Genomic DNA, 16,614 nt, shown 5'->3' on the forward strand with positions numbered 1-16,614 from the left:
TTGGAATTGCCCCGGGCGACTACCGGTCGGTGACGATCTTGACCTTGTCGCCGGCCGAAACGGTGGCACCGGGGGCAAGGGCGTTCAGCACCCTGAACAGATCGAGCTTGCGGTCGACGCCAACCATGCTGGCGGCGAGCGAACCCATGTTCTGGCCTGCTTGCACGGTGACGACGCGGATGCGCAGCGGTTTGAGCGAAGCCTTTTCCGCCGCGGTCATGACGTGGAAGCTGGAGCTCACCGAGCGGGCGACCGTATCGAGGTTGGAGCTGGCTGTCGGTGCGGCCGTCAGCAGGCGGTAGACCTGTGCGCCGGCGCGGATCACCATGATGTCGAATTGCCAGCCTTCGGCGCTTGCGCGGGCAAAGGCTGCCTCGTTGCCGTTGATCGTCTCCGAGCGGACGCTTGCCGGATCTAGCCCGGCAACCCAGCCGCTCTTGACGTAGTCGGGCAGCGACAGCTTGCCGTCGATGGTTACGCCGTCGAAGCGGATGGCCATGTTGCCCGGACCCGTCGCGGTCACTGCGGCGGCTGTGTTGTCGATGATGAAGCCCTGCGGCACCGAGAACGAGATGCCGAGCTTGGGATGTAGGAAGGTGGTGCCGCGGACGTAGCCTTCGTCGGGTGTGTCGCCGAACAGAAGCCCGTCGATGCCGGCGAGGAAGGAATCGCGGTCGCGCTTGCCGATGCCGGGCGCGCCGAACTGGCGGGCGTGGCGCTGGGCAAGGTCGATGCGCTGCGGCGCGTTGGGATGGCTGGCGAGGAAGTCGAGGCTGGCGTCGGTGGCGCCGCTGACCGCGCGCAGGTCGCTATAGGCGGCCATCGACTGCAGGAAGCGGCCCGCGGCGAAGGGATCATAGCCCGACTGGCCGCTCATCTTGATGCCGATTCCGTCGGCCTCGAGCTCCTGGTTGCGCGAGAACTGGGCAAGGCGCAGCTTGCCGCGGATCAGGGCCGCCTTGGCTGTCGGGCTTTCGCCGAGCACGTCGGTGACGACCTTCGTCGCCAGCACTTCCTCGGCTTCCTTCTGCTGGCGCTGGACGCCATGGTTGGCGGTGACGTGGCCCATCTCGTGCGAGATGACGGCGGCCAGTTCGGCCGAATCGTTGGCCAGCGCCAGAAGTCCGCGCGTCACGTAGAGATAGCCGCCCGGCAGCGCGAAGGCATTGACGTTGGGCGAATTGAGGATGGTGATGCGATAGGTCTGGTTCGGGTTGGCCGACACCGTGGTCAGGCTGCCGACGACCTTGGCCACCATACGCTCCAGCTTGGGGTCGGAGTATTCGCCGCCATAGGTCGCGAGGATGCGCGGGTGCTGGGCCTTGGCGATCTCGGCGAGCTTGTCGTTGCGCGAGACGTTGTCGACCGTCACCGGATTGTTGGACGGCTGGAAACCGGATTCGCGGACATCCGAAGAGTTGAGCACCTGGCAACCGGCGACAAGCGCCGACAGCGCCACGGCGACTGCAAGTCGCGCGCAGCGTGGCGTTATCGTCCCGGTCAGTCCGTCGCGGCAGATGGGCAGAGCTCGCGTCCTTTCAAATTCAACAAATGCGGGCGAAGCAGATGCCGGCCCGCATCGTGTGGACGTAGCCACACTCGCCTTGCCGACACAATAAGGCCGCCGCCGCGAATATGGCGATTTGGCTGTAAATTATGTCCGCTTCCGGGCAACGCGGCGTGAACGTGTCACTGCCGTTCATTGCCGATATAGTGTCTGAAGGCTTCAGGTCCAGAACTCTTAAAGAAATCCGCAGTCTTTCCTGCCGCCGCGACCCTTCCACCTTCGACGAAAACCATGTTTTCAGCGAGTTTTCGCGCATCTTCGGGTTGGTGTGTCACGAAAAGCACGGTCATGCCGCGTTCTGCTTGGACGCTGGCCAAAAGCTCCAGCATGTCGTCGCGCAAGGCTGGTCCAAGCGAGGCAAAGGGTTCATCCAGCAGGAGAATCGGGCGGTCGCGCACAAGAACCCGTGCCAGGGCGACGCGCTGGCGTTCGCCACCCGACAGTTCGCGGGGCAGGCGATGCTCCATGCCCGCCAGCCCGACGCGCGCCAGGGCCGTTGCCACATCCTGCTTGTCCGTCGCGCTGAGGCGCAAGGCAGGCGAGCGCCCGAGCCCGACATTGCTGGCGATGTCGAGGTGGGCGAAGAGGTTGTTCTCCTGGAACACCATCGACACAGGCCTGTCGGCTGGTGGCGCCGACGTCACATCCATGTCGCCGATCAGCACCTGGCCCTCGCGTGGTGTCTCGAAGCCGGCGACGAGGTTGAGCAATGTCGACTTGCCGGCGCCGCTCGGCCCCATGATGGCAGTGATCTCGCCGGGCGCGAACGTCACGTCGAAGCGCACCATGGTGTCGGCATAGCTGAACACCAGCTGGTCGAGGTGCACGGCCGCACTGGTCATCTGGGTGTCTCCTTGCCGAGGCGGTCGGCCAGCATCATCAAGGCCAGGCACAACAGTCCGAGCATCAGTGCCAGGCCGGCCGCGTCGTCGGTGCGATAGCTGCCCATGCGGGCGAGCAGAAGATAGGGCAGCGTCTGCACGGCGTCGCTGCCGAAAAGGGCGATGACACCGAGGTCGCCGAGCGACAGCGCCATGGCAAAGGCGAACGCGGTGGCCAGCGGACGCCGGAGCACCGGCCAGTCGATCAGCCGCAGCCGGTTCCAGCCGGATATGCCAAGCTGGGCGCAAAGCCGCTCGTGGCGTTCGCTCGCCGCATCATGGGCGGGGCGAATGGCGCGGACGGCAAACGGCATCGCCATCACTGCATTGACCGCCACCACCATGAAGGGGGCCAGCGCGAAGACGTCGACCGACTGCCGCACCAACACGAACCAGCCGGCGCCGATGACGATCGGCGGCACCACCAGCACGAAGCCGGCGCCGGTGTCGGTGAAGCGTTCGAGGATCGTCTTCTTCCGGCTGTTGCGGACTGTGGCCAGCGCCCGGCGTGCCGTTACCAACGCCAGGGCCAGTATCGCCGCAAGCGTCGCCGACAGTGTCGCCAGGATGATGCTGGTCAGCGTCGCGCGCTGGACGGAAGTCTCTCCGGCCAGCCGGCCGAGATCAGCCTTGAGCCCGGCGGCAACGGTCGCCAGCATCGGCCCGCCGACGAAGGCGAGAGCCAGGAGGATAGCCGCTGCATTGAAGGTCGCCTCGCCGGCTTTCGCCTGAATGAAGTTGCGCCGTGCCACCGGCAGGTTGGCGTCGCCGGTCGTGTTGGCGCCGAGCCGCATCAGGGCCAGGACGACGATTGCTGTCAGCGCGATCTGCAACACGGTGAGTGCAACTGCCCGGGCAGGGTCGAAATCGAAGCGCAGCGCCTGGTAGATCGCCACTTCCAGCGTGGTTGCAGCCGGTCCGCCGCCGAGTGTCAGGACGATGGTGAAGGAAGTGATGCACAGCATGAACACCAGCCCGGCGATGCCGGGCAGGGCTGCGCGCAGCGCAGGCCATTCGATCAGGCGGAAGCTTGACCGCGCGCCCATGCCGAGCTGGCTCGCCAGGCGCCACTGGTCGGCTGGCACCGTCTGCAGGGCCTCGAGCATCAGGCGTGTCGCCAGCGGCAGGTTGAAGAAGACGTGGGCGACCAGAATGCCCGACAGGCCATAGATGCCGGGCCATGTGCCGCCGGTCAGCGCCGTCAGCGGTTCGGCGAAATAGCCGGCACGGCCGTAGAGCGACAGGATGCCGAGGGCCGCGACGATCGCCGGCAACGCCAGCGGCACGGCAAACAGGCGCAGGATCAGACCGCGGCCGGGAAACTCAGGATGCCGGGACAGGGCACGCGCGACGAGGATCGCAGGCGCAACCGACAGCAAGGTCGACAACATCGCCTGCCACAGCGTGAAGCGCGCGACCCGCAGAAGGTAGGGATCGATGGCGGCAAGGGCGCCTTCAGGATTGCGCCAGGCCTCGATGCCGAGCCCGACGAAGGCGCCGCCGACCAGGATGCCGATCGCCGCCAGCGCGATGACGCCGGCGGCAATGCGGGGGTCGCGAGCTAGTGGCATGATGTGCCGAACGCTGCAGGACGTAGATCGTGAGGTCGATCGGGGTAGCAATCTTTCGCACCCCCCTCTGGCCTGCCGGCCATCTCCCCCGCAAGGGGGGAGATCGGCAGCTTGGACGCCCATCCACCACCGACAACTTCTTGGATTGGCGATGGCCGTGCCACAGCCAATCTCCCCCCTTGCGGGGGAGATGGCCGGCAGGCCGGAGGGGGGTATTCAAGCAGATCCATCACAAGTCGACAGTGCCTACTTGCTCATCACGCCGAGCCATTCGTCGACCCAGGCCTTGCGGTTGGCGGCGACTTCGTCGGCGCTGAAGAGCAGCGTCTTGGCCGGCTTCACGAGCTTGTCGAAGGCCGGGTTGAGCGGCTTGTCGGTCTTGCCGGCCGGCAGCATCCAGTTGGTTTCGGGGATGACATCCTGGAAGCCGGGGCCGGTCATGAAGGCCATGAACTTCTCCGACAGCGGGTTCTTGGCACCCGTGGTGGTGATGCCGGCGACCTCGATCTGCAAATAGTGGCCTTCCTCGAAGGTCGCGGCCTGGTAGCGCTCGGTGCTCTCCGCCACCATGTGGTAGGCCGGCGAGGTGGTGTAGGACAGCACCATCGGCGCCTCGCCCTTGGTGAACAGGCCGTAGGCCTCACTCCATCCCGGCGTCACGGTCAGCACGCGACCCTTGAGCTTGGCCCAGGCTTCCGGCGCCTTGTCGCCATAGACCGACTTGACCCACAACAGCAGGCCGAGGCCGGGCGTCGAAGTGCGCGGATCCTGGATGGCGATCTTCTGCTCGGGGTCGCCCTCGACCAGTTCCTTCAGGCTTTTCGGCGGGGTCTTCAGCTTGTCGGTGTCATAGACGACGGCGAAATAGCTGTAATCGTAAGGCACGAAAGTGTCGTCGGACCAATCGCCGGGAACCTTGACGTTCTCTCCCGCGGCGCCGTGCGGCGCAAACAGGCCGGTCGCCTTGGCCTCGGCGGTCAAATTGGTGTCGAGGCCGAGCACGATGTCGGCCTTGGTAGATGCACCTTCGAGCTTGACGCGGTTGAGCAGGGCCACGCCGTCGGCGACCGAGACGAAATCGACGGTACAGGCGCATTCGGCCTCGAAGGCCTTCTTGACCTGGGGGCCGGGGCCCCACCCGGCGGTAAAGCTCTCATAGGTGTAGACGGTGAGCTTGCCCTCGGCGGTCGCCGGAAAGGCGATGGCGGCGAACGCCAGGGCGGAAGTCAGGGACAGAACGGGCGAGCGCATCGGCGCCTCCTTCATTGGTGTTGAAAGGGAATTTGAAGCGCCGGGCGTCCGAAGCATCTAATCCCTCCGCCGGTACAAACCGGATCAGGTTCAGCGGGTTGGCCGGATCTCTCCATGCCTCTCAGCCGGCCCGCTTGCGCGCGACAGGCACCCCGTTAGAGCGGTTCCACAAATAAGGCCGTGCGACAGGCCGTGCAAGCGGTAGTTTGCCGGCCACACGCGGTCTCGCGGCCTTCCGTTTCGGCTGCCGGGCTGGTAATGCGCTTGCCATGACCCGGTTCACCCTCCTTCTCGGCGGCGAGCTTTTCCGCACGCCGCGCCTCGACCGTCAGGTCGCGGGCAGCCGCGTCATCGCGGCCGACTCCGGCATGCGTCATGCCGCAACGCTCGGCCTGCTGCCGGAACTCTGGCTTGGTGATTTCGACTCGGCACCTGCCGAGATCGAACCGACCTTCGCTTCCGTGCCGCGCGAGAAGTTTCCCGCCGACAAGGACAAGACCGACGGTGAATTGGCGATCGCGTCCGCGCTCGCCAGCGGGGCGACCTCGATGGTGCTGGTCGGTGCCTTTGGCGGGGCGCGGGCCGATCACGCCTTTCTTCATCTTGCGCTGGCGCTGCGCCTTGCCGATGCCGGCACCGAAGTGCTGCTGACCAGCGGCCGCCAGGAGGCGCATCCGCTTTTGCCCGGTACGTCCAGCTTCGACTATGACGACGGCACGCTGTTTTCGGTGCTCGCCTTTTCCGAGCTTTCCGGACTCACCGAAGAGGGTGCCAAATGGCCGCTCGATAGCGTCGAGGTGCCCTTCGGCTCGTCGCTGACGCTTTCCAACGAGGTGCGCGGCAGTTTGCGTGTCTCGCTCGGCAGTGGCCGTGCGCTGCTCCTTGCCCATCCCTTTCCTGCCTCGGATTTCTGAACATGGCCCCTCCGCTTCTCAATCTCGACGGCATCCGCCTGACCTTTGGCGGCGTGCCGCTGCTCGACGGCGCGGCACTGTCGGCCTCGACGGGCGACAAGATCGCACTTGTCGGCCGCAACGGCTCGGGCAAGTCGACGCTGCTGAAGATCGCCGCCGGCATGGTCGAACCGACTGATGGAGAGGTGTTCCGCCAACCCTCGGCGACGATCCGCTACCTGCCGCAGGCGCCCGACATGGACGGTTTCGCCAGCGTGCGCGCCTATGTCGAGGCCGGTCTCGGGCCTGCCGACGATGCGCACCGCGCCACCTACCTGCTCGACCATCTCGGCCTCAGCGGCGAGGAGCGTCCCGGCGACCTGTCCGGCGGCGAGGCGCGCCGTGCGGCACTCGCCCGCGTCATGGCGCCCGAGCCCGACATCATGCTGCTCGACGAGCCGACCAACCATCTCGACCTCTCCGTCATCGAGTGGCTGGAAGAAGAGCTCATCCGCACCTCCTCGGCGCTGATCCTGATCTCGCACGACCGCCGCTTCCTCGAACGGGTCAGCCGCAACACTGTCTGGCTCGACCGCGGCCAGACGCGGCGGCTCGACCGCGGTTTCGCCCATTTCGAGGAATGGCGCGACCAGATCCTCGAGGAAGAGGAGCGCGACCAGCACAAGCTAGGCCGCCAGATCGTGCGCGAGGAACATTGGCTGCGCTATGGTGTGACGGCGCGGCGCAAGCGCAACATGCGCCGTCTCGGCGAACTGCACACGATGCGCCAGAAGTTCCGCAGTCACCGCGGCGCCGAGGGCGTGGCGACGATGGTGGCCAGCGATGCGGCCGAATCCGGCAAGCTCGTCATCGAGGCCAAGAACATCGACAAGAGCTTCGGCGACCTGACGGTGGTGAAGGGCTTTTCGACCCGCATCCAGCGTGGCGACCGGATTGGCCTCGTCGGTCCCAACGGCGCCGGCAAGACGACGCTGCTCAAGATGCTGACCGGTGAGATGGAGCCCGATGCCGGCAGCATCCGGCTCGGCGTCAACCTGGAGATCGCCACGCTCGACCAGAAGCGCGAGGCGGTCGACCCGAACGAAACCCTGACCAGCTACCTCACCGACGGGCGCGGCGAAAACCTCGTCATCAATGGCGAGCAGCGCCACGTCGTGTCCTACATGAAGGATTTCCTGTTCAAGCCCGAGCAGGCGCGTACGCCGGTGCGTGAACTCTCTGGCGGCGAGCGTGCCCGGCTCATCCTGGCGCGTGTCCTGGCGCGCCCGGCCAACCTGCTGGTGCTCGACGAGCCGACCAACGACCTCGACATGGAGACGCTGGAGCTGCTGCAGGAACTGGTCGCCGGTTTCGCCGGCACCGTCATCCTGGTCAGCCACGACCGCGACTTCCTCGACCGCACGGTGACCAGCATCATCGCGCCGGACGGCGACGGCAAATGGGTCGAGTATGCCGGTGGTTATTCCGACATGCTCGCCCAGCGCGGCGGCACCAGGCTCGACGACCGCAAGTCGCGCAAGGTGAATGCCGAAGCATCGAGTTCATCGCGCAACGAGGCCGAGGCCCTGAAAGGGCCGGCCAAGAAGTTGTCGTTCAAGCAGAAGTTTGCCCTCGACAACCTGCCCAAGAAGATGGAGGCGGTGACCGCATCGATCTCGCGGCTGGAAAACCAGATCGCCGATCCGGCCTTCTACGAACGCGACCCCCACGGCTTCCAGAAGACCATCGCCGCCCTCGACAAGGAACGCGTCACGCTCGCCGCCCTGGAAGAGGAATGGCTGGAGCTGGAAATGCTGCGCGAGGAGCTTGAAGGCTAGGCTGCTTGCCGCAGCCGGCTGATGCGCATATGTTATGCGCATGGATCGAGGTGCCGATATGCTTCAGAAAGCTCCCAAACCCGTTCGCAAGCCGACCAACGTGACCATTGATGCCGCCCTGGTCGAAGAGGCCAAGGCACTCGGGCTGAACATGTCCCAGCTTGCCGAAGACGCGCTCCGGAAAGCGGTTTCGGAGGAAAAGTCGCGGCTCTGGAAGATCGAGAACCGCGAGGCCATCGAGGGCCTGAATAGATATGTCGAGGAGAATGGACTGCCGCTGGAAGAATTCCGGCAGTTCTGATGGCAAGATACGATGTCTTTCTCAATCCAGTTGGCGTCGGTTATCTGCTGGATGTTCAGACGGACTTGCTCGAAGAGCTGAGCACGCGCGTTGTCGTGCCTCTCGTGCCCATCTCGGAAAGGTTGGCACTGGTGCGACGGCTCAATCCGATATTCGTGATTGACGGCAAACAATACGCGATGTTCACGCACTTGATTGCAACCGTGCCTAGGGCACGCCTGGGCGGGTCGCAAGCGAACCTGATTGCAAGTCACGACAAAATCACAGAAGCCCTGGACATGGTGTTCCAGGGCTTCTGACGTTCGCTTCAGACTGCGAACCCGCGCCGAGCGTCAGCCCGCTGCCTTGGCTTGCCAGGCTTTCATCGCGTCTTCGAACACCTTGTCGCCCGGGATACCCTTTTCCAGGGTGAACAGGGCGCGACGGCCGGACTTGTAGACCACCGGAACGTCGATCCAGCTCTGGCGCCGCAGCAGGTTCAGGTTGGCGTCGACTTCAGCCTTGGTGTCGTTGAGGGCGACGAGGAAGAAGCCGTCGGCGATCTTGGCCGGAATGCCGAGCAGCGAGTTGCCGGCGTCCTGTTCGGAGCTCTTCATCGCCACGCGCAGGATGTTTTCGATGCCGCCGCCTTCGAAACCGTCAGGCGTCAGGAAGATCATCTCGAGGATATGGCTCGCCGGCAGCGTCTTGTCGGCGTTGCGGCGGATGGTCATGCGCAGCTGGATATCCTTGCCGGGGATCGTCGCCTCGGCACGAATTGCCGGCTCGGGCGGCAGGTCGCCGCCGGGAGATTCCTGCACCACCGTCCAGACGACCGCGCCGGGTTCGGCCGAGCCCTGCGCCACATTGGTGCGTTCTTCATAGAAGATCGCCTTCTGGCCGACGGCCACCGGCGCGTTCTCGCTGGCAGCGGGCGGCGTCGGGGCCGTGCCCTGGGCAGGGGTCGTTGCCGGCGTCTCTGGGGCGGACTGGTCCGGCTCGGCGGCAGTCGGTGGTGTTGCCGGCGGCTGCTGCGTCAGGGCGGCGACAGAGGTGCCTTCGCCGACGCCATTGCTGCCGCTTGCCGGGCCTGGGTCGACTTCGTTGCCGTCCGCCGTCATGCGCTGGGTAAACTTGCCCGGCTCGCCATTGGCAGGCGTCTGGGCGTTCTGGCTGCCACTGGCGGGCGGAGGGGCGGCCGTTTCGTTCGCAGGCGCGGTCGTCGCCGGCTTGTCGTCGCCGGAACCGACGAACGCATCGCGATTCGACCACAAGGCATAGCCACCGCCGCCAATCACCACGACAGCCAGGGCAGCGGCAATCAGGCCGCCGCTGACGCGCTTGCGCGGCCGTTGCCGGGTGTTCTGGAAAGGATCGACATCGTCCGGCGCTTCGTTGCCGAAACGATCGTCGCCGTCCGCTTCGGGGCCCTCGTTGCCGAAATCGTGGCTGGGGGAGAATTCAGGCAGCGGCTCGCGCGCCTGCGGCTCATAGGTCGGCGCAGGGGCGGCGGCAGGCGGTGGCGCGACCGGTGTTACGGGGCGGGCGACCACCGGCTCGGGCGCGGGCCGGCTGTAGGCTGGCTGGTCCTTGTTGCGGGCGATCGAGGTGAAGACATTTTCGAGCTCGGCCAGCGGATCGTCTTCGACCGGCTTTGCCGTGAACGTCGCCTCGAGGGTGGCGATGGCATCCTCGAGCGATTTCGTCTGCCGCTCGGCGACGGCGGCAGGCGGCTGCGGGTCTAAGGCGGCGAGCTTGGCTGCGATCGTGCTGCGGGCCTTGTCATACACCCGCGCGCGCATCGCCGGCGTGGTGTCGCCCATGCCATCCAGCGTCTTCTTCAGGACCGCTACGAAGTCTGCCATTCTCTCGTCGACCTATCTCTTCTTCTGGGCCGCGCCGCGACCGGCGGCCGAAGCCGCCGGAAAGCTGCCAAAACTAGTCTTCAAACGGGTCGGTCACAAGTATCGTGTCCTCCCGCTCCGGGCTGGTGGAAAGCATCGCCACGGGCGCGCCGATCAGCTCTTCGATGTAGCGAACATACTTCACTGCCTGGGCCGGCAGGGCGTTCCAGCTGCGGGCGCCGGCGGTGGTTCCCTTCCAGCCTTCGAGCGTCTCGTAGACCGGTTCGACCAGTGCCTGCGCGCCCTGGCTCGCCGGCAGGTAGTCGATCAGTTCGCCATCGAGCATGTAGCCGGTGCAGACCTTGATCTCGTCGAGGCCGTCGAGCACGTCGAGTTTGGTCAGGGCGATGCCCTTGATGCCGTTGACAGCAACCGCCTGGCGCACCAGCACGGCGTCGAACCAGCCGCAGCGGCGCTTGCGCCCGGTGACGACGCCAAACTCGTGGCCACGGGTGCCGAGGAATTCGCCGATGTCGTTCTGCTGCTCGGTCGGGAACGGGCCTTCGCCGACGCGCGTCGTATAGGCCTTGGTGATGCCGAGGACATAGTTGATCGCGCCCGGGCCGACGCCCGACCCGGCCGCTGCCTGGCCGGCCACCGTGTTCGACGAGGTGACGAATGGATAGGTGCCGTGGTCGATGTCGAGTAGCGTGCCCTGCGCGCCCTCGAACAGGATGCGCTCGCCGGCACGGCGCTTGTCGTCCAGCACCTTCCAGACGCGGTCCATGTAGGGCAGGATCTTGTCGGCGATCGAGGTCAGCTCGGTCATGATGGCGTCATGCGTCACTTCCGCATGGCCGAGGCCGCGGCGCAGCGCGTTGTGGTGGGTCAGCAACCGGTCGACCTTGTGGGGCAGTGTTTCCAAATCCGCCAAGTCCATCACCCGCACCGCACGGCGTCCCACCTTGTCCTCGTAGGCGGGGCCGATGCCGCGACGGGTCGTGCCAATCTTCGTGCCCGAATTGGAGGCGGCGTCCTCGCGGAAACCATCCAACTCGCGATGCAGGGACAGGATAAGCGCAGTGTTTTCGGCTATTTTCAGGCGGTCGGGGCCGATCTCGACGCCCTGGGCGCGGATCTTCTCCAATTCGACGACAAAGGCGTGCGGATCGAAGACCACGCCGTTGCCGATGATCGACAGCTTGCCCTCGCGCACGACACCGGAAGGCAGCAGCGACAGCTTGTAGACCACGCCGTCGACCACCAGCGTGTGACCGGCATTATGTCCGCCCTGGAAACGCACCACCACGTCGGCGCGCTCGGACAGCCAGTCCACGATCTTGCCCTTGCCTTCGTCGCCCCACTGGGAACCGACGACCACCACATTGGCCATGATATTTTCCTTCCGACATCGCGGGCAGCGCCGCGAACAGTGCAAAATGACAGGCCTCTATAACGCCAAGCAATTGCAAGCGCGACCTTTCTTTGCCGCCTCAGGCACAACAAATTCTGGCTTTGGAGGCATTTACTTGCCGGGATCGGCCACTTAGGCCGGGGCATGGCCCGCCGCCTGCGAAAGTTTGTCCGGATGTTCCGAAATGCCTACGTCCTGCTGTTGCTGACAACCCTGTTCTGGGGCGGCAACTCGGTGGCGGGCAAGCTCGCGGTCGGCCACGTCTCGCCGATGCTGTTCACCACCATGCGCTGGGCCTTCGCGGCTGCCATGCTTGCCGCCATCGGCTGGCCGCGGCTGCGCGCCGACTGGCCGGTCGTCCGCAAGCACATCTGGCTTCTCGCCAGCCTGGGCGCGCTCGGCTTCACCGTGTTCAACGCGGCGCTCTACACCGCGCTGAATTTCACCACGGCGATCAACACCAGCATCGAGCAGGCGGGCATGCCGATGCTGATCTTCGCCGCCAATTTTCTGCTGTTCCGGATGCGCGTCGCGCCCGGCCAGATCCTCGGCTTCCTGCTGTCGTTGCTCGGCGTCGCGCTGACCGCGAGCCATGGCGACCTCTCGAACCTGGTGGCGCTCGACCTGAACTTCGGCGACGCGCTGATGCTGGTCGCGGTGCTGGTCTACAGCGGCTATACGGTCGCGCTGCGTTTCAAACCCGACATCCACTGGCAAAGCCTGATGATCGTGCTTACCGCGTCGGCCTTCGTCACGTCGATCCCGTTCACGGCGTGGGAGATCGCTACTGACCGGTTGATCGCGCCCGATCTCAATGGCTGGGCGCTCACCGCCTACGTCGTGTTGTTTCCATCAATCATGGCGCAGATATTCTACATCAGAGGCGTCGAACTGATCGGCGCCAATCGTGCCGGGCTGTTCATCAACATGGTTCCCATCTTCGGGACGCTGCTGTCGGTCCTGATCCTCGGCGAGGATTTCCAGGGCTACCATGCGCTGGCCATCGCACTTGTGTTCGGCGGCATCTGGATGGCCGAGCACAGCGGGCGCAAGATGGCTGCCCAGTATGGCCTTGGCGGCTCCGCGGCCGATTGAAGACGGCTACCGTGATCTCCACGCTTCGGGCGCAAGAAAAAGGCGCGGACCTGGCCGCGCCCTCTTCAGCCTTGGGAGGCAATGCTTGCCGGCCGCTCAGAAGCCGTTGACGTCGAACTGCAGGCGCTTGGCCGAGTCGATCGACATGTGGTCGCGCACCTTGGCGAGCACGTCCTCGGGGAACGGCGCGTCGAGGTAGAGCAGGGCGATGGCATCGCCGCCCGGGCGGTCGCGGCCGAGCTGGAAGTTGGCGATGTTGACGCCGTTCTCGCCGCAGACGGTGCCGAGCAGGCCGATGATGCCCGGCGCATCGGCATTGGTGGTGTAGAGCATGTGCTGGCCGACCTCGGCATCGAGATTGATGCCCTTGATCTGGATGAAGCGCGGCTTGCCGTCGGAGAAGCAGGTGCCGGCGATCGAGCGGGTCATGTGCTCGGTCTTGACCGTCAGCTTGATGTAGCCGTCGAAGACGCCCGACTTGTCGCGCTTGACCTCGGCGACGATGATGCCGCGCTCCTTCACCATGATCGGCGCCGACACCATGTTGACATCGGAGAGCTGCGGGCGGATCAGGCCTGCGAGCGCTGCGCTGATCAGCGCCTTGGTGTTCATCTGCGCGGTCTGGCCGTCGAACAGGATCTCGACCTCGGTGATCGGATCTTCGGTCACCTGGCCGACAAAGGCGCCCAGAACCTCGGCAAGCTTGACGAAGGGCTTCAGGCGCGGAGCTTCTTCGGCGGTGATCGACGGCATGTTGATGGCGTTGGTGACGGCACCCTTGACCAGGTAGTCGGCCATCTGTTCGGCAACCTGCAGGGCGACGTTTTCCTGAGCCTCGGAGGTCGAGGCGCCGAGATGCGGCGTGCAGACGACGTTGTCCATGCCGAACAATTCGTTGCTCTCGGCCGGCTCGACCTCGAACACGTCGATGCCGGCGCCCGCAACCTTGCCGCTCTTCAGCCCGGCGATCAGGTCCTTCTCGACGATCAGGCCGCCGCGGGCGCAGTTGATGATGCGCACGCCGGCCTTCATCTTGGCGATGGCGTCGGCGTTGATGATGTTGCGCGTCTTGTCGGTCAGCGGCGTGTGCAGGGTGATGAAGTCGGCGCGGGCAAACAACTCGTCGAGCTCGACCTTCTCGACCCCAAGCTCCTCGGCGCGATGCTCGGAGAGGAACGGGTCGAAGGCGACGACATGCATCTTGAGGCCGACGGCACGGGCGGCGACGATCGAGCCGATGTTGCCGCAGCCGATCAGGCCGAGTGTCTTGCCGGTGATCTCGACGCCCATGAAGCGGTTCTTTTCCCACTTGCCGGCATGCGTCGAGGCGTTGGCTTCCGGCAACTGGCGGGCAACGGCGAACATCAGCGCGATGGCGTGCTCGGCAGTGGTGATCGAGTTGCCGAAGGGCGTGTTCATGACGATGATGCCGCGCCGCGACGCGGCCGGGATGTCGACATTGTCGACGCCGATGCCGGCACGGCCGACGACCTTGAGGTTGGTCGCAGCGGCGATCAGCTTCTCGGTCACCTTGGTGGCAGAGCGGATGGCGAGGCCGTCATACTGGCCGATGACTTCGAGCAGCTTTTCCTTGTCCTTGCCGAGGTCCGGCAGGTAGTCGACGTCGACACCGCGGTCCCTGAAGATCTGGACGGCGGTGGTGGAGAGTTTGTCGGAAACGAGAACGCGGGGCATGGGTCTGGTCCTTGGCTCTGGTTCCCTCCCCCTTGAGGGGAGGGTGGTCGCGCAGCGACCGGGTGGGTTGTCGAGGCGGTGCGGCCCGAGAATTTCTTGGGAATGGAGCGGGTGGACAGGATCCCACCCGGCTCACTTCGTTCGCCACCTCCCCTCGAAAGGGGAGGGTGTGCTGCGTCAAGCCACAGCCTTGAGCGCGGCTTTCTGGTTGGCGAAGGCCCAGTCGAGCCAAGGCATCAGCGCCATCAGATCCGATGTCTCGACGGTGGCGCCGGCCCAGATGCGCAGGCCGGGAGGCGCGTCGCGATAGGCGCCGATGTCGAAGGCAACGCCTTCCGTTTCAAGCGCTGACACCATGGCCTTGGCGAAGGCCGCCTGGCCGTCCTTGTCGAGCGCGGCGACCTCAGGGTCGACGATCGACAGGCAGACCGAAGTGTTCGAGCGCGTCTCCGGCACGACGGCCAGGTTGGCGAGCCAGCCCGACTTCTGCACGAAGGTGTCGATTGCGGCGAAGTTGGCGTCGGCGCGGCCGACCAGAGCTTCGAGCCCGCCCAGGCCCTTGGCCCAGTTCAGCGCGTCGATGTAGTCCTCGACGCAGAGCATCGACGGCGTATTGATCGTCTCGCCCTTGAAGATGCCTTCGATCAGCTTGCCGCCCGAGGTCATGCGGAAGATCTTGGGCAGCGGCCAGGCCGGCTTGTAGGTTTCGAGCCTCTCGACGGCGCGCGGGCTGAGGATCAGCATGCCGTGGGCGCCTTCGCCGCCGAGCACCTTCTGCCAGGAGAAGGTGACGACATCGAGCTTGGCGAAATCGAGGTTCTGCGCGAATGCGGCCGAGGTGGCGTCGCAGATGGTCAGGCCCTTGCGGTCGGCCGGGATGAAGTCGCCATTGGCGACACGCACGCCCGAGGTCGTACCGTTCCAGGTGAAGACCACGTCGCGGTCGAAATCGACCTTGGAAAGGTCTGGCAGCTCGCCATAGGCGGCTTCGAACTTGCGCACGTCCTCGAGCTTCAGCTGCTTGACCACGTCGGTGATCCAGCCGGCGCCAAACGATTCCCAGGCGACCATGTCGATACCGCGCTCGCCGAGCAGGGACCACATCGCCATCTCGACGGCGCCCGTGTCGGAGGCCGGAACGATGCCGATGCGATAGCCGGCGGGAACCTTGAGGATTTCGCGGGTCAGCTCGATCGCCTGCTCGAGCTTGGTCTTGCCGATCTTGGCGCGGTGCGAGCGGCCGAGCGGCGCGTCGGCGAGTGCGGCGAGCGACCAGCCGGGACGTTTTGCGCAGGGACCTGAGGAGAAATTGGGGTTTGCCGGACGGAGTCCGGGCTTGGCGACGATCGTCATCGTGGTTCTATCCTTCCAGATAGTTGGCCCCTCGTTGGGGAGGGGTGGCCCACGGACGGCGATATTATCAGAGGCCCTCGGCGTCAAGAGGAAATTGAACGTCGCATCTGGAACAGTTTTCCAAATGCAAAGGCGGCGGGCCAAAACCCGCCGCCTTTTGAAAGGCTTGATCGATGGGACTCCTACCAGAGATCGTAGCGCAGGCCGACCTTGACCTGATGGTAGTCGACGCCCTTCTTCACTGTCAGCGTGTCGATGTCGACATATTCGAGGTCGGGCGCGGTGAGGTACTGGTAGCCGACGTCGACCGAGGTGTTCCGCGCCACCTGATAGTTGATGCCGGCGCCGACCGAATAGGCGACCTTGTACTGGGTGTCGTCGAGGTTGAACGTGACCGGTCCGGGCAGGACACTGTAGTCGAGCGTGGTGCTCGAATAGATCAGGCCGACGCCTGCGCCGACATAGGGCGTGAAGCCGGCGATGGTGCCAAGGTCGGCATACACGTTGGCCATGCCGTTCCAGACGTTGTTTTCGAAATTGACCTGGCTGCCGCCGCTGGCGACATCGAGCTTGTCGTAGGAAACGAAGCCGAAGTTCAGTTCGCCGCGCAGGAAGTCGCTGAAATGGTAGCCGGCGCCGATGCTGCCATTGACGTGGATGTTGCGCGTTTCCTCGCCGAGCAGGGTGAATTGGTAGGGCGTGTCGCTGAAATTGTAGCCGATATCGCCGCGCAGGTACCAGCCGGAGCCGACCTCGACCGGGACATATTCCGGCGCTTCTTCGATGACGACAGGCGGATCGTAATCGGCTGCACTTGCCGCCAGCGGCCACATCGCGGATGCAGCCAGCGCCAGCGCTATGCGAGACTTCATTGTCATGATCGCATTCTCCCGAAATGGCGCCGGGGTGTTGCCCGAAAATCCAGCAGCCGT

The 16,614-nt window shown here is 65.1% G+C and carries 14 protein-coding genes and 1 riboswitch; of the genes, 5 read left to right on the top strand and 9 right to left on the bottom strand.

Features of this window, described 5'->3' with window-relative positions; genetic code table 11:
* Positions 1-19: 19 nt before the first annotated feature.
* From GGR00_RS19140 to thiB, 4 genes are all read right to left on the bottom strand, one after another.
* A complete protein-coding gene (locus GGR00_RS19140) occupies positions 20-1,459 on the bottom strand; it encodes a M48 family metalloprotease (protein WP_343065594.1) in 1,440 nt (479 codons plus the stop codon).
* Positions 1,460-1,689: 230 nt separating this feature from the next.
* Complete coding sequence (gene thiQ, locus GGR00_RS19145) at positions 1,690-2,409, bottom strand: thiamine ABC transporter ATP-binding protein (protein ID WP_184700404.1); 720 nt, start codon at positions 2,407-2,409, stop codon at positions 1,690-1,692.
* Positions 2,406-4,019, bottom strand: a complete 1,614-nt coding sequence (gene thiP / locus GGR00_RS19150) for a thiamine/thiamine pyrophosphate ABC transporter permease (RefSeq protein WP_184700405.1) — start codon at positions 4,017-4,019, stop codon at positions 2,406-2,408. The genes thiQ and thiP overlap by 4 nt, the downstream gene beginning before the upstream one ends.
* Before the next feature lie 246 nt (positions 4,020-4,265).
* On the bottom strand, positions 4,266-5,270 hold the full coding sequence (thiB, locus tag GGR00_RS19155; RefSeq protein WP_184700407.1) for a thiamine ABC transporter substrate binding subunit: 1,005 nt from the start codon (positions 5,268-5,270) through the stop codon (positions 4,266-4,268).
* A 44-nt stretch (positions 5,271-5,314) separates the two neighbouring features.
* A riboswitch (TPP riboswitch) is annotated at positions 5,315-5,435 on the bottom strand.
* Between the two features lie 104 nt (positions 5,436-5,539).
* On the opposite strand from thiB, the gene GGR00_RS19160 reads away from it, so the two are divergent.
* The 4 genes from GGR00_RS19160 to GGR00_RS19175 are packed head-to-tail and all read left to right on the top strand — an operon-like array spanning position 5,540 to position 8,601.
* On the top strand, positions 5,540-6,184 hold the full coding sequence (locus GGR00_RS19160) for a thiamine diphosphokinase (RefSeq protein WP_184700409.1): 645 nt from the start codon (positions 5,540-5,542) through the stop codon (positions 6,182-6,184).
* Between the two features lie 2 nt (positions 6,185-6,186).
* Entirely contained in the window at positions 6,187-8,001 is a 1,815-nt protein-coding gene (locus GGR00_RS19165) for an ABC-F family ATP-binding cassette domain-containing protein (protein ID WP_184700411.1), read from the top strand.
* A gap of 58 nt (positions 8,002-8,059) precedes the next feature.
* Complete coding sequence (locus tag GGR00_RS19170) at positions 8,060-8,302, top strand: type II toxin-antitoxin system CcdA family antitoxin (protein ID WP_184700412.1); 243 nt, start codon at positions 8,060-8,062, stop codon at positions 8,300-8,302.
* Positions 8,302-8,601: a CcdB family protein gene (locus GGR00_RS19175; protein ID WP_184700414.1), complete on the top strand. Its 300-nt coding sequence runs from the start codon at positions 8,302-8,304 to the stop codon at positions 8,599-8,601. The genes GGR00_RS19170 and GGR00_RS19175 overlap by 1 nt, the downstream gene beginning before the upstream one ends.
* 33 nt (positions 8,602-8,634) lie before the next feature.
* On the opposite strand, the gene GGR00_RS19180 is transcribed toward GGR00_RS19175, so the two are convergent.
* Entirely contained in the window at positions 8,635-10,146 is a 1,512-nt protein-coding gene (locus GGR00_RS19180; RefSeq protein WP_184700416.1) for a hypothetical protein, read from the bottom strand.
* A 73-nt stretch (positions 10,147-10,219) separates the two neighbouring features.
* Entirely contained in the window at positions 10,220-11,518 is a 1,299-nt protein-coding gene (locus tag GGR00_RS19185; protein ID WP_184700417.1) for an adenylosuccinate synthase, read from the bottom strand.
* A gap of 195 nt (positions 11,519-11,713) precedes the next feature.
* On the opposite strand from GGR00_RS19185, the gene GGR00_RS19190 reads away from it, so the two are divergent.
* Positions 11,714-12,634, top strand: a complete 921-nt coding sequence (locus tag GGR00_RS19190; RefSeq protein WP_055975438.1) for a DMT family transporter — start codon at positions 11,714-11,716, stop codon at positions 12,632-12,634.
* A 96-nt stretch (positions 12,635-12,730) separates the two neighbouring features.
* On the opposite strand, the gene serA is transcribed toward GGR00_RS19190, so the two are convergent.
* From serA to GGR00_RS19205, 3 genes are all read right to left on the bottom strand, one after another.
* Positions 12,731-14,329 carry a phosphoglycerate dehydrogenase gene (gene serA / locus GGR00_RS19195; RefSeq protein ID WP_055974604.1) on the bottom strand — a complete coding sequence of 533 codons (1,599 nt, stop codon included), beginning with the start codon at positions 14,327-14,329 and terminating at the stop codon, positions 12,731-12,733.
* A 177-nt stretch (positions 14,330-14,506) separates the two neighbouring features.
* Positions 14,507-15,682, bottom strand: a complete 1,176-nt coding sequence (locus tag GGR00_RS19200; RefSeq protein ID WP_184700418.1) for a phosphoserine transaminase — start codon at positions 15,680-15,682, stop codon at positions 14,507-14,509.
* Between the two features lie 182 nt (positions 15,683-15,864).
* Positions 15,865-16,560 carry an outer membrane protein gene (locus GGR00_RS19205; protein WP_184700420.1) on the bottom strand — a complete coding sequence of 232 codons (696 nt, stop codon included), beginning with the start codon at positions 16,558-16,560 and terminating at the stop codon, positions 15,865-15,867.
* Between the last annotated feature and the right edge of the window lie 54 nt (positions 16,561-16,614).

It is taken from the genome of Aminobacter aganoensis (genome assembly GCF_014206975.1).
Lineage (GTDB): Bacteria > Pseudomonadota > Alphaproteobacteria > Rhizobiales > Rhizobiaceae > Aminobacter > Aminobacter aganoensis.